The organism is Amycolatopsis heterodermiae (assembly GCF_034929455.1).
GTDB classification, from domain to species: Bacteria; Actinomycetota; Actinomycetes; order Mycobacteriales; family Pseudonocardiaceae; genus Amycolatopsis; species Amycolatopsis heterodermiae.
In genome coordinates this window covers 13123-35405 of sequence record NZ_JAYFSI010000003.1, presented here as the reverse complement: position 1 = coordinate 35405, position 22283 = coordinate 13123, and the positions used below count along the sequence as shown (strand labels likewise).

20 protein-coding genes are annotated in these 22283 nt (G+C 71.7%); 6 read left to right on the top strand and 14 right to left on the bottom strand.

Annotated elements, in window-relative coordinates:
* The first annotated feature begins 64 nt into the window (after positions 1 to 64).
* The 5 genes from VA596_RS16110 (at position 65) to VA596_RS16090 (ending at position 4663) form a co-directional block, all read left to right on the top strand.
* Positions 65 to 1066: an SPFH domain-containing protein gene (locus VA596_RS16110; protein WP_323327838.1), complete on the top strand. Its 1002-nt coding sequence runs from the start codon at positions 65 to 67 to the stop codon at positions 1064 to 1066.
* Positions 1063 to 1932 (top strand): NAD(+)/NADH kinase, encoded by an 870-nt coding sequence (locus VA596_RS16105; protein WP_323327836.1) that lies wholly within the window; start codon positions 1063 to 1065, stop codon positions 1930 to 1932. Before VA596_RS16110 ends, VA596_RS16105 begins: the two co-directional genes overlap by 4 nt.
* Positions 1933 to 2173: 241 nt before the next feature.
* Entirely contained in the window at positions 2174 to 2479 is a 306-nt protein-coding gene (locus VA596_RS16100; protein WP_323327834.1) for a DUF6403 family protein, read from the top strand.
* Positions 2472 to 3797, top strand: a complete 1326-nt coding sequence (locus tag VA596_RS16095) for a hypothetical protein (protein ID WP_323327832.1) — start codon at positions 2472 to 2474, stop codon at positions 3795 to 3797. Before VA596_RS16100 ends, VA596_RS16095 begins: the two co-directional genes overlap by 8 nt.
* Positions 3794 to 4663 carry a hypothetical protein gene (locus VA596_RS16090; RefSeq protein ID WP_323327830.1) on the top strand — a complete coding sequence of 290 codons (870 nt, stop codon included), beginning with the start codon at positions 3794 to 3796 and terminating at the stop codon, positions 4661 to 4663. Before VA596_RS16095 ends, VA596_RS16090 begins: the two co-directional genes overlap by 4 nt.
* On the opposite strand, the gene VA596_RS16085 is transcribed toward VA596_RS16090, so the two are convergent.
* From VA596_RS16085 to VA596_RS16025, 13 genes are all read right to left on the bottom strand, one after another.
* Positions 4651 to 6873: a glycoside hydrolase family 15 protein gene (locus VA596_RS16085; RefSeq protein WP_323327828.1), complete on the bottom strand. Its 2223-nt coding sequence runs from the start codon at positions 6871 to 6873 to the stop codon at positions 4651 to 4653. The genes VA596_RS16090 and VA596_RS16085 overlap by 13 nt on opposite strands.
* A 276-nt stretch (positions 6874 to 7149) precedes the next feature.
* The gene (locus VA596_RS16080; protein ID WP_323327826.1) at positions 7150 to 7848 is read right to left on the bottom strand and encodes a TetR/AcrR family transcriptional regulator; all 699 of its coding nucleotides are present in this window, start codon (positions 7846 to 7848) and stop codon (positions 7150 to 7152) included.
* A 35-nt stretch (positions 7849 to 7883) separates the two neighbouring features.
* Positions 7884 to 8984, bottom strand: a complete 1101-nt coding sequence (locus VA596_RS16075; protein ID WP_323327824.1) for a glycerate kinase — start codon at positions 8982 to 8984, stop codon at positions 7884 to 7886.
* Positions 8981 to 9358 (bottom strand): allophanate hydrolase-related protein, encoded by a 378-nt coding sequence (locus VA596_RS16070; protein WP_323327822.1) that lies wholly within the window; start codon positions 9356 to 9358, stop codon positions 8981 to 8983. The genes VA596_RS16075 and VA596_RS16070 overlap by 4 nt, the downstream gene beginning before the upstream one ends.
* Before the next feature lie 8 nt (positions 9359 to 9366).
* Positions 9367 to 10818 carry an NCS2 family permease gene (locus VA596_RS16065; protein ID WP_323327820.1) on the bottom strand — a complete coding sequence of 484 codons (1452 nt, stop codon included), beginning with the start codon at positions 10816 to 10818 and terminating at the stop codon, positions 9367 to 9369.
* A 125-nt stretch (positions 10819 to 10943) separates the two neighbouring features.
* Complete coding sequence (locus VA596_RS16060; protein WP_323327818.1) at positions 10944 to 11426, bottom strand: nucleoside deaminase; 483 nt, start codon at positions 11424 to 11426, stop codon at positions 10944 to 10946.
* A gap of 1 nt (position 11427) precedes the next feature.
* Entirely contained in the window at positions 11428 to 13731 is a 2304-nt protein-coding gene (gene pucD / locus VA596_RS16055) for a xanthine dehydrogenase subunit D (RefSeq protein WP_323327816.1), read from the bottom strand.
* Positions 13728 to 14198 (bottom strand): (2Fe-2S)-binding protein, encoded by a 471-nt coding sequence (locus VA596_RS16050; RefSeq protein WP_323327814.1) that lies wholly within the window; start codon positions 14196 to 14198, stop codon positions 13728 to 13730. Before VA596_RS16050 ends, pucD begins: the two co-directional genes overlap by 4 nt.
* Positions 14189 to 15058, bottom strand: a complete 870-nt coding sequence (locus VA596_RS16045) for an FAD binding domain-containing protein (RefSeq protein ID WP_323327812.1) — start codon at positions 15056 to 15058, stop codon at positions 14189 to 14191. The genes VA596_RS16050 and VA596_RS16045 overlap by 10 nt, the downstream gene beginning before the upstream one ends.
* Before the next feature lie 242 nt (positions 15059 to 15300).
* On the bottom strand, positions 15301 to 16989 hold the full coding sequence (gene gcl, locus VA596_RS16040; protein WP_323327810.1) for a glyoxylate carboligase: 1689 nt from the start codon (positions 16987 to 16989) through the stop codon (positions 15301 to 15303).
* Between the two features lies 1 nt (position 16990).
* A complete protein-coding gene (locus VA596_RS16035) occupies positions 16991 to 17878 on the bottom strand; it encodes a 2-hydroxy-3-oxopropionate reductase (protein WP_323327808.1) in 888 nt (295 codons plus the stop codon).
* A complete protein-coding gene (locus tag VA596_RS16030) occupies positions 17875 to 18693 on the bottom strand; it encodes a hydroxypyruvate isomerase family protein (RefSeq protein WP_323327806.1) in 819 nt (272 codons plus the stop codon). Before VA596_RS16030 ends, VA596_RS16035 begins: the two co-directional genes overlap by 4 nt.
* 257 nt (positions 18694 to 18950) lie before the next feature.
* Complete coding sequence (locus tag VA596_RS16025) at positions 18951 to 19940, bottom strand: 2-dehydropantoate 2-reductase (RefSeq protein ID WP_323327804.1); 990 nt, start codon at positions 19938 to 19940, stop codon at positions 18951 to 18953.
* A 174-nt stretch (positions 19941 to 20114) separates the two neighbouring features.
* On the opposite strand from VA596_RS16025, the gene VA596_RS16020 reads away from it, so the two are divergent.
* Positions 20115 to 20852 carry a GntR family transcriptional regulator gene (locus VA596_RS16020; protein ID WP_323327802.1) on the top strand — a complete coding sequence of 246 codons (738 nt, stop codon included), beginning with the start codon at positions 20115 to 20117 and terminating at the stop codon, positions 20850 to 20852.
* 32 nt (positions 20853 to 20884) lie between these two features.
* Here VA596_RS16020 and VA596_RS16015 read toward each other — a convergent pair whose 3' ends face one another.
* A complete protein-coding gene (locus tag VA596_RS16015) occupies positions 20885 to 22264 on the bottom strand; it encodes an OFA family MFS transporter (RefSeq protein ID WP_323327800.1) in 1380 nt (459 codons plus the stop codon).
* Positions 22265 to 22283: the final 19 nt, after the last annotated feature.

Below are 22283 nucleotides of genomic sequence, written 5' to 3'. Positions count from 1 at the left end.
TCGTCATCTTGACGATTAGACCCTCCAGGCCATATCGTCACCTCGACGATAAGAGGAGGGCCCCATGGCCGACATCAACCGCCGGTTCGGCTTCCGGCACCTGCGCGGCGCCCCCACCGTGCACATCCGCCACTACCGCCGCGGCAAGCTCGCGCACGACGGTCTCGGGCTGTCGTTCTGGTACCGGCCGCTGACCGCGGTCGTCTCGGAGGTCCCGGTCGACGACCGCGAGCTGCCGCTGCTGTTCCACGCCCGCACGGCCGACTTCCAGGACGTCACCGTCCAGCTCGCGCTGACCTTCCGGATCGAGGACCCGGCGCTGGCCGCGCAGCGGATCGACTTCTCCATCGACCCCGACACCGGGCGCTGGAGAAGCGACCCGCTCGCCCAGATCAGCGGGCTGCTCACCGAGAACGTGCAGCAGTACGCGGTCGAGGTGCTCACCCGCACTCCCCTGGCCACCGCGCTCGTCGACGGCGTCGGCGCGGTCCGCGACCGCATCCGGGCCGGGCTCGCCGTCGAGGACACCCGGCTCTCGCAGACGGGCGCGGCGGTCCTCGACGTCCGCGTCGTCTCGATCCGCGCCGAGCCGGAGGTCGAGAAGGCGCTGCAGACGACGGCGCGGGAAAAGGTGCAGCAGGAGGCCGACCGGGCGACGTTCGAGCGGCGCGCGCTGGCCGTCGAACGCGAGCGGGCGATCAGTGAGAACGAGCTGCAGAGCAAGATCGAGCTGGCCCGGCGCGAGGAGCAGCTGCTCGCCCAGCGCGGGGCCAACGCCCGGCGCCAGGCCGAAGAGGCCGCGGCGGCGAACCGGATCGACACCGAGGCGCAGGCGTCGCGGGAAGAACGTCTGACGCAGGTCAAGGCCGACGGCACCCGCGCGCTCGGCGAGGCCGAAGCGGCCGGCGAGGCGGCCCGGCTGGCGGCGTACCGCGACCTGCCCGAGGGCGTGCTCACCGGGCTGGCGCTCAAGGAGCTGGCCGGGAACCTGCCGCAGATCGACAGCCTGGTGCTCACGCCGGACCTGCTCACGCCGCTGCTGACCAAGCTGGGCGTGCGGTCGTGAGCCTCGCCCCGCGCGTCGTGCTGGTGCACCGGCGCACCGAGCTCGACGAGCTGCTCGCCCGGCACGGCACCCGCGGCCAGGCGGAGTTCTTCCTGCGCACGCGGGGGCGTGACCTGGCCGAGGTCACCGAGGCGGACGCGGCCGTGCGCGCGGCGTTGGCGACGGCGTCGGCGGCGATCCCGCTCGACTGGCGCCGCGGCGAGGTCGAACGCGCCGACCTCTCGCGGTTCCTGTTCACGCCCGAGGACGTGGTCGTGGTCGTCGGGCAGGACGGGCTGATCGCCAACGTGGCCAAGTACCTCGACGGCCAGCCGGTCGTCGGGATCACGCCGGGCGCGCCCGGGGTGCTGGTGCGCCACCCGGCCGCCGCGGTGGCGGACCTGGTGCGCGCCACGGGGAACGTCGAGCACCGGACGATGGCCGAGCTGACCGCGGACGACGGCCAGCGGCTGCTGGCGCTCAACGAGATCTACCTCGGGCACGCCGGGCACCAGACGGCCCGCTACCGGCTGGGGGTCGGTGGCGGGCCGCCGGAACGGCAGGCGTCGTCGGGGATCCTGGTCGGGACGGGCACGGGCGCGACCGGCTGGTGCGGCTCGGTGTGGCAGGAACGCCGCAGCCCGCTGCGCCTGCCCGCGCCCGGCGAGACCCGGCTGGTCTGGTTCGTGCGGGAGGCGTGGCCGTCCCCGTGGACCGGGACGGCGCACACGGAAGGCGAGCTGACCTCGGCACCGCTGACGGTGGAGGTGGAGTCGGACCGCCTGGTCGCCTTCGGCGACGGCCTGGAGGCGGACAGCGTCACCCTGACTCGTGGGCAGTCGGCGACGTTCGTGCCGGCGGCGAAGACCGTCCACTTGGTCCGGTGACGGCGGTCGGGGTCCGGCACGTCGAGGGGGCGTGCCGGCTTCGCCGGTCGACGACATTCGCCCGGCGTCCGCCGCCGGGCCCGGCGGTGCGCCCGGCCCGAGCAGTCCGCGACATTCGTCCCGGCCGCGAAGACCGTCCACTTCGTCCGGTGCTTTTCTGGGACACGATGCGGCAACGTTGTCACATTCGCCGGACGCGGCCGCCAGAATGATCTCCTCGCGACGATCGGAGGTGACCGGGATGACGTGGCTCGTGTGGGTGCTCGGCGTGGTGGTGATCGCCGCCGCCGGGTTCGGGGTGGTTGCCGTGCCGCGGTGGCGGGAGCGGGACCTGCGCACGCGGACCGCCTGGTCGGCCGCGCGGGCGGCGATCGACAGCGCCGCCGTGAGCCGGGACGCCGCCACCGCTCCCCTGCCCGAAGCCGAGCAGCTGCTGGCCCGGGCCGAGACCATCGCCGCCGCGCACGGCGGTCCGCGGGCCGCCGAGACCGCCCGCGACCACGCCGTGCGGGCCGACGCGCTGTGGCAGGCGGCCGCCCGTGGCTGACCGGCTTCGCTGGATCCTGCTCGCCGTCGCCGGCGCCGTGCTCGTCACGTTCCTCCTGGTGCAGCAGCAGAGCACCGACGTCAGCTACGGGCAGGCGCCCGCGGCGAAGGACCCGATCCCCGAGGGCTCGGCGGGTGAGCTGAGCGGCGCGACCGTCCCGTCGGCCGAGCAGCTGACGGCGATGGTCAAGGACTCCCCCGTCGTCCGGCTGCCCGGCGCGATCGCGACCTGGGACGACCAGGCGGTGCAGGCCGCGGCCGGCACCGCCGGGGTCCGCGTCATCGTGGCGCCACCCGGGCTGCCGAAAGACGCGCGCACCCGGGTGAAGGACGTCGAGGAGGCGACCGTCCAGGTGATCGGCACCGAGGTCACCGGTGGAGCGCTGCAGGCCTCGCCCGACCGCGCGTCCGAGTGGCTGCGCGAGTTCGCCACCGGGGACGTCACGGAGTCGCTGACCACCCTCGCCGCCCACCTCAACCACCAGCCGGACGCGCCGGACCAGCCCGCCCTCGCCCGGCGCGACCCGACGGCCGCCGAACTGGCCGAAGTCACCACGGCACTCCGCGCCACCGGCCGGTACGTCGCCCCGGGCGCGAACCTCAAGGACCCGCCCGCGACGACGGCCGCGTTCCCCGGAGCGCAGCCGCTGTACGTCGCCCTGCCGCAGCAACCGGCCGGGCAACCACTCGTCCACTTCGGACCCGCGCTCGCGCAGGAGTTCCCCGGCCGCCCGATCGTCGCGATGTACGGCCAGTGGGTCGAGTACGACGGGCCGTCGGCCGCCGCGTTCGCCGACGTCGCCACCGCGAGCTTCTACGGCCAGTTCGGCGACCGCCTCAGCACCTACGCCTACCCGCAGCGCAACGTCCTCGGCGCCTGGCTGGACCGCGTCACGGCCATCCGCTACGCCGGGTTGTTCGACCGCCCGCTGCCCTACACGCCGTTCGACCCGCTGCGGGTCGCGCTGCCCGCGCTGCCGTGGCTGTTCGCCGCCTGCGCGGTCGGGTTCCTCGCCCTGTCGGCCCGCCGGATGGTGCGGCCGGGCCGTCCCTCCGGGGCCGGCGTGCCGGCACGACTGGCCGGACTGACCGCGCTCGCCGTCGAGATCTCGGGGCTCACCGACGGCGCGTCGTCCGCGTCGCTGACCCGCGGGATCACCCAGCTCACGGCGGCCCGGGAGGCCTTCGGAAAGAAGCTGCCGGACAAGCACGTGCACGGCCTGCTCGACGCAGCCGAGTCCGATTTGGACACCACGGCCGGGTTGCTGGGCCGCCCGGACTACCGGCCCGCCGAGTACCTGCAGGGGAGGCTCGCGTGAAACGCTTCTTCCGTTCCGCGTTCGGGATCGCCGTGCTCGGCTGCCTCGTGCTGGCCGGCTGGGCGGTGTGGTCCGCGGGCGTGTTCGACGGCCCGGTCGCCCGGCAGCTGCGGTCGGCGTCGGTGTACGTCGCGCCCGGCGTCACGCTCGACCAGCCGGCCGCCGAACGCGTGATCGGCAACCGGCGGCTCGTCGTGGGCTTCCTCGAACCGGGCGCGGACCTGAGCGACGCCTGCGACAGCCTGGGCAGCGCGGCCGACGGCACCCTCGCCGTGATGCTCAGTCGTGACGGCGACGACTACGAGAAGTACGGCTGCTCGCGGCTGCCCGGGAGCGACGACGAGAACTTCGGCAAGGCCGTCGTCGCGGAGTCGATGATCGGCAACGGCATCGACGGCTTCACCGGGCAGCCGGTGGACGCGCTGAAGGTGATGGTCGTCAACTACGACCTGCTGGTCCGCTCCGGCGCGATCCCTGACGGCGGCCGCACGGTCAGCCCGTCACTGCCGCGCTACCTGGTCGCCACGGCCGCCGTCGCCGCGGTGATCCTGGGATCGCTGGCGCTCTACCTCGCCTCCCGCCGGGCCGGGCGGTCGTCGGCGGCGCGGCGCGAACGCCGTGACGCCGAAGCCGACGAGCGGACCGAGCTGTCGGCGGCGGCCGCGGTGCTGGCCCAGGAGATCATCGACCTGGACAAGCGGTACGCGCGCCAGAAGGGCACGAGCAAGTTCGCCCGGAGCTACCGGAGCCTCGTGGCGGACTACACGAACCTGCTACCGGACCTCGGCCGGGAGACGCCCGAGCTGCGGGCCCGGGTCGAGAAACTGCTGACCCGGGCCCGGAAGCTGGGCGCTCAGGTGCCGTAGCGGGCCTTGACGATCGACGGCGTGTCGAGGTTGTGGCCCGCGTCCATGCTCTGCGCGAGCCGGAGGTACTGGCCTTCGGCCCACATCAGCGGGCCCGCGCTGCCGGTCGGGCGGCCGAGGCCGAAGCAGCCGACGTCGGCGCGGTCCCAGACCTGCTCGGGGACGAAGTACCCGTCGTTGGCCGAGTCCGCCATCGACTTGAGGTAGACCGCCGCCGAGCGTCCGTTGGCCAGCTCGTACTGCCCGCGCTCCCCCGACAGCACCGGCCACAGCCGCCCGAACCGCTGGCTGCCGCCCGCGGGCCAGCCGCTGCAGTTCGCGGTGCTCTCGCCGTAGTTGTCGTGCGCGTACCGGTGGAAGTAGACGTCCCCGTTGGGCAGGGTCACCTGCACGGCCGAGTTCCCGTCGGACGCAGCCGCGGTTGGCGCGACCGAGGTGGCGATGGTGGTGTCGTTCGCCGGGCGGATGCCGAGCCGGACCAGGTCGAGAAAGCCGAAGTCGGTGACGTCGTGTTCGTAGAAGCAGCCTTCGTCGAAGCAGATCGTGGCGGTGTCGTTCGGGTTGCCGCTGCGGTCGAGGCGTTCGTAGTAGGTGTGGCCGCCCCAGTAGCCGGACGTCGTGACCGTCCAGCCCGCCAGGGAGTTGCGCCAGGAGTCCGCTGTGGACTCCCACGACGTCGCGCTCGCGGTGTCGCCGTTGGCCCGCGCGATCGCGCCCGCGGCGACGAGCCCGGCGATCTCGGCGGCGATCGACGACGGCGACTTGCCGTACTGCTCCTCCCACCGCTCGGTGGTGTCCGGGCCGGTCGCGACGATGTGGTTCGCCGTCGTCTTGACCTTCGCGTACGTCGAGGCGTCGGTGACGCCGGTCAGCCAGGCCAGCAGGATCGCGTCGGCGTCCTGGTCGAGCTGCTCGCAGCAGCCGAGCTGCTGGGCGCTGGCCCCGGCGACGCCGGAAACCGGGCTGTAGCGCGGGAACGAGCCCGCCGGGTAGGTCACGCCGTCCCCCGCGGTCGGGCTGCCGATCCACTGCGAGTTCCAGAGGAACTGGGCCATCCGCTTGGCCTGCGCGCTGTCGCCGGCGGCGAGCAGGCCGGTCGCCTGCTGGTAGAGGTCGCGGCCCCAGACGCGGTGGTAGCCGTCGTTGAGCTGGTCGCCGTTGGTGTAGTCGCCCCACGGCGTCGCCAGGCCCGCGACGCTCGCACCCGGGTGCTGCTTGTCCTCTGCGGTCTTGAGCGCCATGGCCGCAACGTAGTAGGCGCGACGGCGTTGCGTGTCCCCGGAAACGCTGGTGGGTGCGGGTTTCAGACCGCCCACATAGGTATTCCAGCCGCTGCGATAGGCACTCGAGGTCGCGGTGAACCCGCTGCTCAACGACCCACTGGCCGCCGAGGACGCGGCGGCCGCGGTGTCGCCGTAGCCGAGGGCGACGGTGAACGTGGTGTCCGTGCCGACCGGGATCTGTCCACACTGGACGACGTTGCCGGTGCCGGAGACGTTGTCGAACTGGTTGTTCAGGGTCTTGTCGGCCCGCAGGTCGGTCAGGCAGTCGCTGCCCGCGCCGCTGTACCCGTTGTCGTGCGCGGTGAATCCGGTCGAGACGCGCATGGCCGAGACGACGGTGGTGGCCGCGCCGCCGAAGAGCGTCTCGGTGCCGCTCGCCATCAGGCCGCTGCCGTCCCACCAGGCGTTGTCGTTCGCGCCGCCCCCGGCCATCGACGGGTTGGCCAGGAGGTAGAGCCGGTAGCTGCCGCCGTCGAGGGACTGGAACCGGGTGTTGGTGACGAGCGTGGCGCGGGCCGGGTCGGTGACGTAGTCGGTGGTGATCCGGTACTTCCCACTCTTCGCGGTGTTGGTGACGGTGTACTGGAGCGCCTTCTCATCGGGCATCGTGACGACGTGGTTCGTGGCGTCGCGTTCCAGGTCGACGAAGGTGGAGCCGTCGGTGACGACGAACTGGCGGTCCTGCATGTTCGGCACGTCGGCACGCGGGTAGAACACCTCGGACGTGACGCCGTTCGCGACGGTGAACCACACCGGGCTCGCCGTCGTCGTCGAGGTGCCGAGGACGGACTTGTTGCCCGTGGCCCAGGACGCACCACCGCCGCAGCAGTCGGTCGCGGTGCCGCTCGCCAGTGCCGTGCCGGGCACCGCGCCGGCGAGCAGCACACTCGCTCCGGCGCAGGCCAGGACGGCTTTCCACCTGTTCATCGGGACCCTCCGACGTCGTTGTCGCAATATGTTGCGGGCCGCAACATATTGGGGCACACATCGATGACAGGCAATGTCCGATCGTTCTGAACCGATCCAGCCCAACCCACCCGAACGCCGTGTCGTCCCCTCAATCACGCGTGTCGGCTGCCCGATCACGCGTGTCGGCGTCCCCATCACGAGGTTCGCCGGGCCATCCGTGATCAGAACGCCGACACGCGTGTCTGGAGGGTCGACACGCGTGATTGGGAGGACGACACGATGATTCGGTGGCGGTCAGGCGTCGGCGATGCGGTCCAGCCACTCCGCCATCAGCACCCGCTCGGCGCCGGTCAGGGCCGTCGCCCCGGCCAGGCCGGCCCGCAGGGCGATCGCCCGGCCCGGGAGGTCGTCCGCGCCCGACGGTGAGGTCGCCTCGGTCAGGATGCGGGCCAGGACCGTCTCCCGGGCCGTCACCGACAGTTCGGCGTCGCGCTCCTCGGGAGGCGTCGCGATCTGGGTCAGCACCACGCCCATGCCGGTCGCGTGGACCAGCCTCGCCGCACGTTCGACGCTCACTCGCAGGCGTCCAGCTTCGGCGACGCGCGCGACGATGGCGTGCAGCATCGCCTCCGCCTCGCGCGCTGCCGGGGAGGTGCGACCCGGGCGGGCGTCGCCGTACATCAGGACGTAGAACTCCGGGCGGGACAGGCCGAACTCGATGTGGAGGTCCCAGCCGCGCCGGAGGTCCTCGACCGCGTCGCCGGTCGAGCCCAGCTCCCGCTTGCTCGTCAGGTACTCGTCGAAGCCGTACGCCGCGACCGCGTCCAGAAGACCGTCTTTGTCCCCGAACAGCCGGTACAACGCCGGCGGCTGGACGCCCGCCGCGGCGCTCACCGCGCGGGTCGACAGGCCGTCGCGCCCCTCCGCGACCAGCAGGGCCGCCGCCGCCTCGAGGATCCGCTCGCGGGTGTCCGCCGCCGTCTTTGTCACCATGGTTCCGATGATAACAAAATCTGGATAGCAAGTGTTCAGAGCAGGTCGACCGCGACCCGGTGGGCGAGCCGGCGCAGCAGCGGCGCCGCGTCCGCCATGCAGCGGGCCGGGTCGGGTTCGAGGTCCGTCAGGGCAAACGCGGCCGCAATGCCCGCGCCTGCAAGCTCTTCGGCGGACAGCTGGGAGCGGCCCGCGACGGCGGCGCACGGAATGCCCTTGTCCGCCGCCGCGCGGGCCACGCCCGCCGGAGCCTTACCCGACAGCGTCTGCCGGTCCAGAGATCCCTCGCCGGTGACGACCAGCGAGACGCCGGCCAGCGCGTCGTCGAAGCCGAGCAGGTCCAGCAGCAGCGCGATGCCGGGCCGCATCCGGGCGCCGAGCACCGCCATCGCGGCGAAGCCCACTCCCCCGGCGGCACCCGCGCCCGGCCGGTCGGCGTACCCGGGGCCGGCGAACGACGCCCAGTGCCGCAACGCCTCGTCCAGCAGTTCGACGTCGTCGGGCGTGGCCCCTTTCTGGGGACCGTAGACGAACGCCGCACCGTTCAAGCCGTACAGCGGGTTGTCGACGTCGCTCGCCAGCTCGATGTCCACTTCGGACAGCCGCGGGTCCAGATCGGACAGGTCGAGCGCGGCGAGCCGGGCCAGGGCCGCGCCACCGGGCGGCAGCTCACGGCCCGCGCCGTCCAAGAGCCGGGCGCCCAGGACCGCGAGCATTCCCGCGCCGCCGTCGGTGCAGGCGCTGCCGCCGACGCCGAGCACGATCCGGCGGCAGCCCGCCGCCAGCGCCGCCGCGATGACGTCGCCGGTGCCCGCGCTCGTGGCGTCGAGCGGCGAAGGCGCGCCGGGCAGGCGATGCAGCCCGGACGCCTCGGCCAGCTCGACGACGGCGGTGTCGCCGCGCACCGCGTAACACGCGGTCAGCGGCCACCCGGTCGGCCCGCGCGCCGGCACCCGCACCCGGCGGAACCCGGCGGCGACGGCCGCGTCGACCGTGCCGTCACCGCCGTCCGCCACCGGGAGGCACTGCACAGCGAGGGCCGGGTGGACGTCGGCGAGGCCCTGGGCCACCGCCGACGCCACCTCGGCCGCGGTCAGCGACCCCTTGAACTTGTCCGGCGCGACGAGCACCCTCACGCGCTGGCCCGGTACGCGCGCCAGTCGCCGATCTCGGTGATGTCCCGCAGGGCGACGTGCGAGGTGTACGGCCGCCGCAGCAGCATCGCGAACGCCGAACTGCCGTCCGCCAGCTCCACCACGCCCAGCTCCAGCTCGTGCGGCTCGGATGGGAGTACCTTGTCCCGCAACGCGTCCAGCGAGACGTCGTACACCTCGCCGGTCACCTCCGCGCCGCCGTGCGACACCGGGTACAGCGCCGGGCACTGCTCGCCGACGGCGTAGAACCGGTACTTCGCCGCGGTCTTCGCGCTCGTCACGAACGGCGAGCCTTCCAGCAGGTGGTGCAGGGGCTCGCCACGCATGGCGCCGCCGTTGAAGAACATCAAGGCCACCGGAACTCCTAACGGAAGAGGGCTTCGACGCCGTCGACGGCGAAGTACACCGCGAACACCAGCGCCAGCAGGGAAAGCAGCCAGCCGGCTTCGCGCCACTTGCCGCGGCCGATCTTGATCAGCACGAACGCGATCAGGCCCGCGCCGACGCCGTTGGTGATCGAGTAGGTGAACGGGATCAGCGCGGCGGTCAGGAACACCGGGATCGTGTAGTCCGGGTCGTGCCACGGGATGTGGCGGCACTGGGCGACCATCATGCCGCCGATGACGACCAGCGCGGGCGCCGCGGCCTGGGCCGGGACGACCCCGGCGAGCGGCGTGAACAGCAGCGTCCCGGCGAACAGCAGGCCGGTGACGACACTCGCCAAGCCCGTCCGGGCGCCCTCCCCGACGCCGGCCGCGGACTCCAGGAAGACCGTGTTCGGCGACGACCCGGTGACCCCGCCGGCGATCGCGCCCGCGCCGTCGACCAGCAGGATCCGGCCCATCCGCGGGACCTTGCCGTTCTTCGACAGCCCGGCCTCGTCGGAGACGCTGGTGATCGTGCCCATCGCGTCGAAGAACCCGGACAGCACCAGCGTGAACAGGAACACCGTGGCCGCGAGCGCGCCCGCCGAGGCGAACCCGCCGAACAGGTCGATGTGCCCGAAGAGCCCGAAGTTCGGTGCCGCGACGACGTGGTCGGGCAGCGCCGGAGTGGTCAGGCCCCAGCCGCCGACGCCGAACCCCTCGTGCAGCACGACGGCGAACACGGTGGCCACCCCGATGCTGATCAGCACCGCGCCCGGCACCTTGCGGGCCATCAGCACGATCATCAGCAGCAGGCCGAAGCAGAACACCACGATCGGCCAGCCGTGCAGGTGCCCGCTCGCCCCGAGGCGCACGGGGACCGTCGTTTCCGCCGCGTCCGGCACCCGGGTCACGAACCCGGCGCTGACCAGCCCGACCAGGGCGATGTAGAGCCCGATGCCGACGGTGATCGCCGTCTTGAGCGGCCGCGGGATGGCGTTCATGATCCGCTCGCGGACGCCGCTGACGGCCATCAGCACGATGCAGACGCCTTCGAGCACGACCAGCCCGAACGCCTGCGGCCAGGTCATCGTCGGCGCCATCTGGAACGCGACGATGCCGTTGATGCCGAGGCCGGCGGCCAGCGCGAGCGGCGCGTTGCCGACGAGTCCCATGAGGACGGTCATCACCGCGGCGGCCAGCGCGGTCGCCGTGGTCACCTGCGCCGCCGAGAGCCGGGCGCCGGTGATGTCGGTGGCGGCGCCGAGGATGAGCGGGTTCAGCAGCACGATGTAGGCCATCGCGACGAACGTCGTGAGACCGCCGCGGACTTCGCGGCCGACCGTGCTCTGCCGGGCCCGGATCTCGAAGAGCCGGTCGAGGAGGGACCGGCGTTGCGGGGGCTCGGGTACTTCGTCGCGTACGGGGTCCTGGATTTCTGCCTGGGTCATGCGTCCTGCCCTTGCCGGTGGGTGTGCTCGGCCAGGCCAAGGCACAACGCCGTGCCTGGGCGAGCGGGACGTACTTTTCGGGAATGCTCCGGTCAGCTGGCCTTGTGGGTCAGTAAGCGGTGAGGTCAGTAGTCGGTGCGGTCGCTCTTGTCGAGCCAGGCCGCGAACGGCGCGAAACCGTCCTTTGCGGACAGTCGCGTGACGGGGACCGTCCAGGTCTCGCGGGGACGGTCGAAGAGTTCGTAGAACACGCGGTCGTCGAAGCCGGCCTTGGCCGCGTCGTCGCGGTCGGCGGCGTAGAGGACCTTGTCGACGCGCGCCCACAGCGCCGAGGACAGGCACATCGGGCACGGCTCGCAGCTGGAGACGAGCACACAGCCGTCCAGCTTGAAGACGCCCAGCGCCTGGCAGGCCGCGCGGATGGCGACGACCTCGGCGTGCGCGGTCGGGTCGAGGTTCGCGGTGACGCGGTTGACGCCGGTGGAGACGATCTCGCCGTCCTTCACGATCAGCGCGCCGAAGGGGCCGCCGCCGTTCGCGACGTTGGTCTCCGCGATGCGGATGGCTTCCGCCAGCCATTCCTGCTCGGCGGAAATCGACGTGGTCATCTCAGACTCCAGTGATGTGCTCGGGGCGGATGGGGACGCGCGGCAGCTCGAGGCCGGTGGCCGCGCGGATGGCGTTGGCGATCGCCGGGGTGGCGGAGATCGTGGGCGGTTCGCCGACGCCGCGGACGCCGTAGGGCGCGTGCGGGTCGGGGCGTTCCAGGACGTCGACGCGCATCGGCGGCATGTCGAGGATGGTCGGGATCAGGTAGTCGGTGAAGGACGGGTTGCGCACCTTCCCGTCGACGACCTGGATCTCCTCCATCACGGCGAGGCCGAGGCCCTGGGCCGAGCCGCCCTGGATCTGGGCGACGACGGCGTCGGGGTTCATCGCCTTGCCGACGTCCTGGGCGCAGTCGAGCTGCACCACCTTGACCAGGCCGAGGTCCAGGTCGACGTCGACGACCGCGCGGTGGGCGGAGAAGCCGTACTGCACGTGGGCGTCACCCTGGCCGGTCTCCGGGTCGAGCGGGTAGGTCTTGCGGTGGTGGAACTCCCGGGTCTCCTCGACGGCGGTGTCGCCGAGCAGGTCCGCGAGGTCGGTGAGCACCTCGCCGTCGGCCGCGACGATCTTGCCGCCGGTCAGGGTCAGGCCGTCGGCCGGGCGGCCGAGGCGCAGCGCGGCCAGGGCGTACACCGCGTCGGCGACCGCGCGGCAGGCGTTGCGGACCGCGCCGCCGGTGACGTAGGTCTGGCGGGACGCCGAGCTGGAGCCCGCGTCGCCGACACTCGTGTCGGCCGGGTGCACGCTCACCCGCGTCAGGCCCAGCTCGGTGCGGGCGATCTGCTGCTGCAGCGTCACCAGGCCCTGCCCGACCTCGGCGGCCGCGGTGTGCACCATGGCCACCGGCTCGCCGCCGATCACCTCCAGCCGGACGCGGGCGGTCGAGTAGTCGTCGAGGCCCTCGGCGTAGGAGATGTTCTTGATCGTGACGCCGTAGCCGACGCCGCGGACGACGCCTTCGCCGTGGGTGGTGTTGGACGCGCCGCCGGGCAGGTCGCGGATGTCGCGCTCCCCCACCGGCTCCGGCGGCAGCGGCAGGTCCCGCAGCCGCTGCACCAGCTCGGCGACCGGCGCCGGGAAGTCGACGACCTGGCCGGTGACCACAGTGGACCCTTCGCTGAGTGCGTTGCGGATGCGCAGTTCCGCCGGGTCCATGCCGAGCGCGGCGGCCAGTTTGTCCATCTGGGACTCGTAGGCGTACGTCGGCTGCACCGCGCCGAGCCCGCGCATCGCGCCGCAGGTCGGGTTGTTGGTGTAGACGCCCCAGCCCTCGATGTGCGCGTTGGGCACGTCGTACGGGCCGACGCTCAGCGTGGTGCCGTTGCCGACCACGACCGGGGTCTTGGAGGCGTACGCGCCGCCGTCGAAGTACATCTTGGCGCGGACGTAGACGAGCTTGCCGTCGCTGGTCGCGCCGTGCTCGTAGTACATCTTGGCCGGGTGGCGGTGGACGTGCCCGAAGAACGACTCCAGGCGGTTGTAGCTCATCTTCACCGGGCGCCCGGTGCGCAGCGCGAGCATGCACGAGTGGATCTGCATCGACAGGTCCTCGCGGCCGCCGAACGCGCCGCCGACGCCGGACAGCGTCAGCCGGACCTTCTCCAGGGGCAGGCCGAGGGTTTTCGCCGTCTGGCGCTGGTCGACGTGCAGCCACTGGGTGGCCAGGTAGAGGTCGACGCCGCCGTCCTCGGCCGGGACCGCGAGGCCCGACTCCGGGCCGAGGAAGGCCTGGTCCTGCATGCCGATCTCGTAGACGCCGGACACGACGACGTCGGCCGTGGCGGCCGGGTCGCCCTTGACGATCCGCTGGTGACGGACGAGGTTCCCGCCGGGGTGCAGCTTCGGGAGGGTGTCGTCGTGCGCGGCGCGCTCGGGGTCGGTGATGGGCTCGAGGACGTCGTACTCGACGACGATCTCCTTGAGCGCCTGCCGCGCGATCTCCGGGTGGTCCGCGGCGAGGATCGCCACCGGCTCGCCCTGGAACCGGACCAGGTCGCCGGCCAGGGCCGGGGTGTCCTGGTACTTGAGGCCGTAGACGTTCTCGCCGGGGACGTCCTCGTGCGTGAGCACCGCGTGCACGCCCGGCTGGGCCAGCGCGCGGGAGACGTCGAGGCGGACGATCCGGGCGTGCGGGTGCGGGCTGCGCAGGGTGGCGCCCCACAGCATGTCCTCGTGCCACAGGTCGGAGGAGTAGGCGAACTCGCCGCGGACCTTGAGCGTGCCGTCCGGGCGCAGCGGGCTTTCGCCGATGCCGCCGGCGATCGTGTCGTGCAGCTCCTGCGGGGAGCGGGCCGGGGCGCTCATCGGAGCGCCTTCTTCGCGGCGGCGTCGCGGACGGCGTCCAGGATCTTCTCGTACCCGGTGCAGCGGCAGAGGTTTCCGGCCAGCGCCTCGCGGATCTCGACGTCGCTGGGGTCGGGGACGCGCTCGATCAGGTCGTGCGCGGCGACCAGCAGGCCCGGGGTGCAGAAGCCGCACTGGACGGCCCCCTGCTCCACAAAGGACTCCTGGACCGGGTCGAGCGCGTCGCCCTCGGCGAGCCCTTCGACCGTGACGACGTCGCGGCCCTCGGCCTGCCCGGCCGCGACCAGGCAGGCGCAGGCGGGCACGCCGTCGACGTAGACCGTGCACGAGCCGCATTCGCCCTGCTCACAGGCGTTCTTCGAGCCCGGCAGGCCGAGCCGCTCGCGCAGCACGTAGAGCAGGCTTTCGCCTTCCCAGACGTTGTCCGCCCGGCGGGGTTCGCCGTTGACGGTGACGTTCACGCGCACTTCGCGCTCCCTTCGCAGTATTCGCCCCAGGCCCAGGTCAGGGTGCGCCGCGCCATCACGCTCAGCGCGTGACGGCGGTAGGCGGCGCTCCCCCGGACGTCGTCGATCGGCGCGGCGGCCGACGCGACCAGGTCGCCGAAGCGGCGTTTGACGGAGTCGTTGAGGGCCTTCGGCGCGTCCCAGTCCAGCTCGCCGGCCAGGAACTCTTCGGCGTCCAGCGCCCGGCGAGGCGTGGGCGCGGCCGAGCCGACGCCGGTGCCGACCCGCTTTTCGGCGGGGTGCAGCGCCAGCCCGAAGGCGGCGACCGCGATCACCATCGCGTTGCGGGTGCCGATCTTGCTGAACTGCTGGGGCCCGGTGGCCGGGGCCAGCAGCACGCCCGTGATGAGCTCGTCCGGCTCCAGGACGTTCTTCTTGACCCCGACGTAGAAGTCCTTCGCGGCGACGATCCGGGTGCCGCGGACCGAGGCGATTTCGACGTCCGCGTCGGCCGCGAGAAGCGCCGGGTGCGAGTCGCCCGCGGGCGAAGCCGCGCCCAGATTGCCGCCCACGGAACCGCGGTTGCGGATCTGCGGGGACCCGACGGTCCGCGACGCCATCGCGAGGCCGGGCAGCTTCGCGCCCAGTTCGGTGATGATCCGGGTGTAGGGCACGGCCGCGCCGATCCGGATCCGGCCGCCGTCGGTGCCGTGCTCGTGCAGCTCGGCCACTCGGCCGAGGTCGAGCAGCGCGCCGGGGCGGCGGTGGTCGAAGTTGATCTCGACCATCACGTCCGTGCCGCCGGCGAGGGGGACCGCGCCGGGGTTCGCGGCCTTCGCGGCGAGCGCGTCGGCCAGCGAGGCGGGTCGGAGGAATTCCACTGTGGACGTCCTTTCGGGGGTGCTTCGTGAAGAAGTACACACGCTCGGCTGTGGCCGGGACCACGGCAAAACCCCTGAAAGAGGGGTGAATTTCGGGCCCGCGTTTGTACTTTCCGACAAGCGCCTTCACGCGGACGCGGAAAAGCCGCCGTGCGAGGTCGGGGTCCTCGCACGGCGGCCGTGGTCACGCGGGGTCGTGAGTGCGTAACAGTGTTAGAACACTGTTACGCACTCACGACCGTTCAGCAGGGTTCGAACTCGCGGACCGAGTCGAGGGCGGCGCCCATCGCGGCGTTGCCCTCGCGTTCGATCATGATCTCCACCAGGACCGGGCGGCTGGTCCGCTCGGCCTCCTTGCGCGCCCATTCCAGCGACGTCCGGATCTCGCCGGGCTCGTGCACGCGGGTGCCTGAGCAGCCGTAGGCCTCCATGATCTTCACGTTGTCCGTGCCGATCGCGTCGTAGTGGATGTCGACCTCGAAGTTCATGTCGTACCCGGTCTCGGCTTGGCGGATCAGTCCGAGGTACTCGTTGTTGAGCATGATCAGGACGAACCCGACGTCGTACTGGGCGGCGACGGCCAGCTCCTCGACGAGGAACTGGAACCCGTAGTCGCCGACCACGCCGACGACCTCGGCCTCGGGGCGTGCCTTCTTGACGCCGATCGCGGCCGGGATCTCCCAGCCGAGCGGGCCGGCCTGGCCGCACACCTGGTAGTGGCGCGGCTTGTGCGCCGTCTGGAACTGGCCCGACCAGATCTGGTAGAGCCCGATCGCGGTGACGAAGTACGTGTCCTCGCCGAAGGTTTCGTTGATCTCCTTGAAGACCCGCGGCGCCTTGATCGGCAGGGTGTCGAAGTCCTCCCGCCGGGGAAGCGCTTCCTTCAGCTCCGCGATCCGGCCGACCCACTCGCGACGCGGCTCGGGCGAGCGGTGGTCCAGCGCCTTCAACAGCGCGTCGAGGAACTCGCCGGTGTCCGAGACGACGCCGAGGTCCGGACCGAACACCTTGCCCAGCTGGGTCGGCTCGATGTCGACGTGGATGAACTTCCGGTCACCCCGGTAGACCGACAGCTCGCCGGTGTGCCGGTCGCCGAACCGGGCGCCCAGTGCCAGGACCAGGTCGGACTCGAGGAAGGCGGCGTTGGCGTAGCGCTGGGACGTCTGGATGCCGGCCATCCCGGCGAACAGCTCGTGGTCCTCGGGGAAGCTCCCCTTGCCCATGAGCGTCACCTGCACCGGGACGTCCAGCCGCTCGGCCACGGCCCGCAGCTGCTCGCTCGCCTCGCCGAGCACGACCCCACCGCCCGCCAGGATCAGCGGCCGCTCGGCCGCCAGCAGCAGGTCGAGGGCCCGTTCGACGCGCGCGGGCGCCGGCGACACCGTGGTGACCGGCAGCGGCGAGTCGATCGAGGAGTCCCACTCGATCTCCTGCTTCTGGACGTCGATCGGCAGGTCGATGAGCACCGGGCCGGGGCGGCCCGAACGGGCGATCCGGAACGCCTCGCGGAAGATCCACGGCAGCTGCGCGGCCTCCTTGACCTGCACCGCCCACTTCGTCACGGGCTTGGCGATCTCGACGATGTCGACGGCCTGGAACGCCTCCTGGTGCAGCTTCGTCGTGGCGGCCTGCCCGGTGATGCAGATCATCGGGATGGAGTCCGCGTGCGCGGTGTAGAGCCCGGTGATCATGTTGGTGCCGGCCGGGCCGGACGTGCCGATCGCGACGCCGACGTTGCCGTTCGTCCTGGCCCAGCCGTCGGCCATGTGCGTCGCGCCCTCTTCGTGGCGGACGATCAGGTGCTCGATCGCGCGGCCTTGTAGGGCGTTATACAGCGGGAGGATCGCGGCGCCGGGGCAGCCGAAGACGGTGTCGACGCCTTCGCTCTCCAGGACGTCGACGACCGCCTGCATGACGGGGATCCGGGGCATGTCACACCTCCGCCGGGACGCGGCCCGACAACTGTTCGACGACCTTCAGCAAGGCCGAGTGGTCCAGGGAGCCGTACCCCATGGCACGGCCGGCGGCGACGAGCTGGGCGACCAGGCCCGTCAGCGGGAGCGCGACGTCGGCCTGCCGGGCGGCGGCCAGCGCGATCCCCATGTCCTTGTGGTGCAGGTCGATCCGGAACCCGGGCGCGAACTGACGGTCCACCATGGACTTGCGCTTGAGCTCGAGGATCCGGCTGCCGGCGAGGCCGCCGGCGAGCACGTCGAGACCGGTCGCGGCGTCCACTCCGGACGCTTCCAGCAGCACGATCGCCTCGGCGACGAGGCCGTAGATCCCGCCCACCACGAGCTGGTTGGCGGCCTTGACGACCTGGCCGGCGCCGTGCGGGCCGACGTGCACGATGGTCTTGCCGAGCGCCTCGAACAGCGGCTTCGCCGTGTCGAAGTCTTCTTCGGAGCCACCGACCATGATGGACAGTGCGGCCTGCTCGGCACCCGCCTGACCACCGGACACCGGCGCGTCGAGGACCCGGATCTCCTTGTCCCGCGCGAGGTTCGCGACCTCGATCGACGTCTCGGGCCGGATGGTGCTCATGTCGATCAGCAGCGTGCCGGGAGCGGCCGCGGCGAGAACACCGCCCTCGCCGAGCGCGACCGCCTCGACCTGCGGGTGGTTGGGCAGCATCGTGATCACGACCTCCGCCCTGGCCACGGCGTCGGCCACGTCGGCCGCGGCGCGCCCACCGGCGGCCTGCAGCTTCTCGCCGGCCGCGGTGTGGACGTCGAAGCCGCTGACGTCGTGCCCGGCCGCGACCAGGTGCGCGGCCATCGGCGCGCCCATCACGCCCAGTCCGATGAATCCCAGTTTCATGCTCGTCCCCTTCGGGTGATCGGCAGCCAGTCCAGCGAGGTGAGGGTGTCGGGCTCCGGGACGTACTCGATCCCGACGAACCCGTCGTAGCCCGCTTTCTGCAGCCTCAGCAGGTGGCCGTCGAGGTCGACGGTCCCGGTGCCGGGCTGGTGGCGCCCAGGCGCGTCGGCGATCTGCACGTGCCCGATCCGGGAAATGTGCGCTGTCGCCAGGGCGTCCAGGTCGTCGCCGTTGACTGCCAGGTGGTACAGGTCGGCCAGCAATCGCACGTTCTCGCGCCCGAGGTCGTCGAGCACGGCCACGGCGTCCGCGGCGGTCTTGAGCGGGTAGCGGTCCGCGCCGGAGAGCGGTTCCAGGACCAGCTGCGCGCCGATCCTGGCGGCGGCCTCGGCCGCGGTCGCGAGGTTGACCAGCGCCAGGTCGTCCTGCTTGGCGGGTTCCTCGCCGTCGAGCCGGTTGCCGTAGAGCGCGTTGAAGCTGCGGCAGCCGGTGCGTTCGGCGATCCCGAGCGCGACGACGAGACTGTCGGCGAACTCGGCCTCGCGGCCGATCCACGAGACCAGGCCCCGCTCCCCCGCCGCCATGTCCCCGGCGTAGAAGTTCAGCCCGCGCAACGCCACCCCGGCGTGCTCGAGGGAGGCGACGAAGGCGTCGACGTCGTCCCGCGCCGGAACCGCCACGTCGAACGGCCACCAGTACTCGACGTCGGTGAAGCCCGCCGCGCGCGCCGCCCCCGCCCGCTCGAGCAGCGGTACCTCCTTGAACAGGATCGACAGGTTGGCGACGTACGGCAGGGTGTGAGCCTCTTCAGGCATCGCGACCTCAAATTTCGCTATCCGGAATCTTTCTTTCGCATATCGAGAATAGCCCGCGACCTGCACCGAGGTCAACGGGTGAGGTCTGCCCTCGATCGCGACGCGCACCCGCCCGGGGAGCGTCCGCAGCGGACCAGCAGGCGCCGGGTGCCGAGCACCGAGGCAGCGAGACTCACGGCGTGCGGGCCGATCCGGCCGATTCGGTCGTGAATCGCCTGCAGGACAGCCGAAAGCCCATCACGGCCGGCGAACGAGCGTCAGCCGACCGGGAGCGGGGCGTTCACCGTCCGGTCGAGCAGGCCGATGGCGGCGTGGACGTGCCGCAGCGCGGGAGCCGCGACGCCGGTCAGCTCGGCCAGCTCCACGACCGCCCCGATGATCGCGTCGATCTCCAAAGGCTTGCCCGCCTCGAGGTCCTGCAGCATCGACGTCTTGTGGTGGCCGACGCGCCAGGCGCCGTCGATGCGCTTTTCGACCGAGACGCCCGGGTCGCTGCCCGCCGCGCGGGCGATCGCGAGGGCCTCGGTCATCATCGTGGCGACGAGTGCGCGGGTGTCGTCGTGCTCGCACATCTGTGCCATGGTCGCCCGGGTCAGCGCGGAGAGCGGGTTGAACGCGACGTTGCCCATCAGCTTGATCCAGATGTCGTCGCGCAGCCGCGGTTCGACCGGCGCCTTGAGGCCGCCGGCGACCATCGCCGCGCTCAAGTCCTTGCAGCGCGCGGAAATCTCGCCGTTCGGCTCGCCGAGGGAGAACCGGGCGCCCTCCAGGTGCCGGATCACCCCGGGCTCCTCGATCACCGTCGAGCAGTAGACGACGCAGCCGATCGCGCGGCGCAGGGCCACCACGGCGGTCACCGCGCCGCCGGGATCAACCGTCTCGACGCGGCGGCCTTCCAGCGGATGTCCGGCCAGGCCGTGGAAGTACCACCAGGGGATGCCGTTCTGCGCGGCGACGACCGCCGTCTCCGGACCCAGCAGCGGCGCGAGGAGCGGGCCGGACGAGGCGTAGGAATTCGCTTTCAGGCCGAGGAACACGAAGTCGACCTCGCCGATCTCGGCGGGGTCGTCCGTGACGTGCGGGTGCGCGGTGAAGTCGCCGCGCGGGCTGAGCACGCGGACGCCGTGCTCGCGCATCGCGCTCAGGTGGGCCCGGCGGGCGACCAGGTGCACCTCGGTCCCGCCGCGGTGCAGCGCGGCCCCGACGTAGGCGCCGATCGCCCCGGCCCCGAGAACAGCCACCTTCATGATGTGCCTCTCACTTCGGTCGAGCACGTGATTGCATACAGTATCCTGAATCCACTAACGTGACCAGCGCCTCCACCCGGGCGGCCCATTCGCGGCGCGCTGCCGGGATTTTGCATACCAAAACCTGTATCCTGAAGGTCGACAGTCGCGTACCACTCCGTCTCGAGGTGTCCCGTGAGCCAGCCCGCTTCCCCGCTCCCCGACCGTGGCCCGACCGGCCGGCGCACGGCCAAGGGCTCGCTCAGCTCGACCGCCGGCAAGCGCGTCGAGCGGCCGGCACCGCTGCGCCAGGTCGTCTACGAGGCCCTCGCCGAGCTGATCATCAACCGCACCCTCGAACCCGGGCAGCACCTGGTCGAGGCCGACCTGGCCGAATACCTGGGCGTCAGCCGCCAGCCGGTCCGGGAAGCCCTGCAGCGCCTGCAGAGCGAGGGCTGGGTCGACCTCCGGCCCGCGCAGGGCGCGTTCGTGCACCTGCCCACCGACGAGGAGGCCGACCAGCTGCTGAGCGTCCGCAGCGTGCTGGAGACGCACTCCGCGAAGCTCGCCGCCGGCCGGGCCACGGCCGACGACGTCAAACGCCTGTGGGAACTGCAGAACACCGGCGTCAAGGCGCTCGCCGACGAGGACACCGAAGGGCTCGTCACGGCGAACGCCGCCCTGCACGCGTTCATCACCCAGCTGTCCGGCAACGCCGTCCTGGCGGAGCTGATCGGCCTGGTCGACCGGCGCGTCCGCTGGTACTACACGCCGATCGCGCGCCCCCGCGGCCACGACGCGTGGAACGAGCACGACGAGCTGATCCACGCCATCTCCGACAAGGACGCCGAAGCCGCCGAGCAGATCATGAGCCGGCACACCGAAAAGACCCGCCAGGCCTACCACGAACGTCCGGACGCGCCCCGGCCCTGATTTCCCCAGGGCCGGGGCGCGAGTTACCCGGATCAGCCGCCCGTAGCGGCGGAAGGTCGCGCAACCAGCTCGGTTTCGGCGAGCTGGTTGCGTGGCCGGCCGGGCTGGCGCAGGAACAGCGTCAGCACCGCCGAAAGCAGCGCGATGCACCCGGCGAGGATGTACGCGCCGGTGTAGCCCCACGCGCTGATGACCCCCGCGGCGAGGCCACCACCGCCGACGCCACCGATCAGTTTCGCGCTGTAGACCAGGCCGTAGTTCGACGCGTTGTTGTTCTCGCCGAAGTAGTCCGGCACGAGCGCCGCGAACAGCGGGTAGAACGCGCCGCCGCCGAACCCGGTCAGGAACGCGAACACCATGAACAGGACCAGGTTGTGCGTGTTGCCGGCGTACATCACGCCGAACTGCGCGCCACCCGCGATCACCAGCACGATGGTGAGCGTCTGCCGGCGGCCGAGCCGGTCGGAAACCCAGCCGACGACGGCACGCCCGGTGCCGTTGACGATCGACAGCACACCGGCCGACGACGCCGCGACGAACGCCCCGAAACCGCTTTCCTTGGCGAAGGGCACCTGGAAGTTGATGCCGAACAGCGAAACCCCGCCGATGATCACCAGGCACACCCACATCAGCGGGAGCATGCCGGTCCGGATCGCCTCCATCGGGGAGAACTGCTTCACCGCGGGCGGGTTCTTGGCCAGGCCGCCGCTGTTGGTCCGCCGGTTCGCGGCCCAGTTCTTCGGGTCGACCTCCTTCGGCCACCAGCTCTTCGGCGGGTCCTTGAACAGGAACCCGCAGACCCCGACGACCAGCAGCATGTAGACGCCGATGACGTCGAGGATCACCGAATAGTTCGTCGGCGTCAGGAACGCGGCGAACACGTAGATGAACGGGACGGCGCCGTAGGCGAACCCGCCGTTGACGAAGCCCGTCCGTGCACCCCGCTTCTCGGGGTACCACTTGCCGACCATGTTGATGCAGGTCGCGTAGACCAGCCCGGCCCCGGTGCCGCCGAGCACGGCGTACCCGATGAAGGCCACGGCCAGGTTGCCGCTGTGGGAGATGGTGAAGTAGCCGATGCCGCTGCACACCGCCCCGGCCAGCATGGCCGTCTTCGCCGACATGATGTTCTTCTCGCGCAGCCGGCCCGCCGGGAACGCGACGCCGGCCTGGAACACGGCCCAGATGCTGGCCAGCCAGAACGCGTCGGAGAGTGACCAGCCGTACTTGTCCTCCAGCGTGCCTTCGACGGCGCCCCAGCCGTATTCGAAGACACTGACCGCCATCATGGCGATCCAGGGCAGCCACACCATCCAGCTTCGCGAACGCCCCATGATGTCCTGTGGCGTCTCGCCTACTCGATACACCCGTCCGTTCTCGTCAACGATCTCCTGGTACGTCGCTGCGGTCATAAGAGTTCTCTTTCGTCAC

What these genes read in the sequence shown, in the direction of transcription:
- VA596_RS16080 (WP_323327826.1), bottom strand. Translation starts at nt 7,848, where the DNA reads ATGGTGACAAAGACGGCGGCGGACACCCGCGAGCGGATCCTCGAGGCG.
- pucD (WP_323327816.1), bottom strand. Translation starts at nt 13,731, where the DNA reads ATGAGCGCCCCGGCCCGCTCCCCGCAGGAGCTGCACGACACGATCGCC.
- VA596_RS16015 (WP_323327800.1), bottom strand. Translation starts at nt 22,264, where the DNA reads ATGACCGCAGCGACGTACCAGGAGATCGTTGACGAGAACGGACGGGTG.
- VA596_RS16100 (WP_323327834.1), top strand. Translation starts at nt 2,174, where the DNA reads ATGACGTGGCTCGTGTGGGTGCTCGGCGTGGTGGTGATCGCCGCCGCC.
- VA596_RS16065 (WP_323327820.1), bottom strand. Translation starts at nt 10,818, where the DNA reads ATGACCCAGGCAGAAATCCAGGACCCCGTACGCGACGAAGTACCCGAG.
- VA596_RS16035 (WP_323327808.1), bottom strand. Translation starts at nt 17,878, where the DNA reads ATGAAACTGGGATTCATCGGACTGGGCGTGATGGGCGCGCCGATGGCC.
- gcl (WP_323327810.1), bottom strand. Translation starts at nt 16,989, where the DNA reads ATGCCCCGGATCCCCGTCATGCAGGCGGTCGTCGACGTCCTGGAGAGC.
- VA596_RS16060 (WP_323327818.1), bottom strand. Translation starts at nt 11,426, where the DNA reads ATGACCACGTCGATTTCCGCCGAGCAGGAATGGCTGGCGGAAGCCATC.
- VA596_RS16030 (WP_323327806.1), bottom strand. Translation starts at nt 18,693, where the DNA reads ATGCCTGAAGAGGCTCACACCCTGCCGTACGTCGCCAACCTGTCGATC.
- VA596_RS16110 (WP_323327838.1), top strand. Translation starts at nt 65, where the DNA reads ATGGCCGACATCAACCGCCGGTTCGGCTTCCGGCACCTGCGCGGCGCC.
- VA596_RS16025 (WP_323327804.1), bottom strand. Translation starts at nt 19,940, where the DNA reads ATGAAGGTGGCTGTTCTCGGGGCCGGGGCGATCGGCGCCTACGTCGGG.
- VA596_RS16085 (WP_323327828.1), bottom strand. Translation starts at nt 6,873, where the DNA reads ATGAACAGGTGGAAAGCCGTCCTGGCCTGCGCCGGAGCGAGTGTGCTG.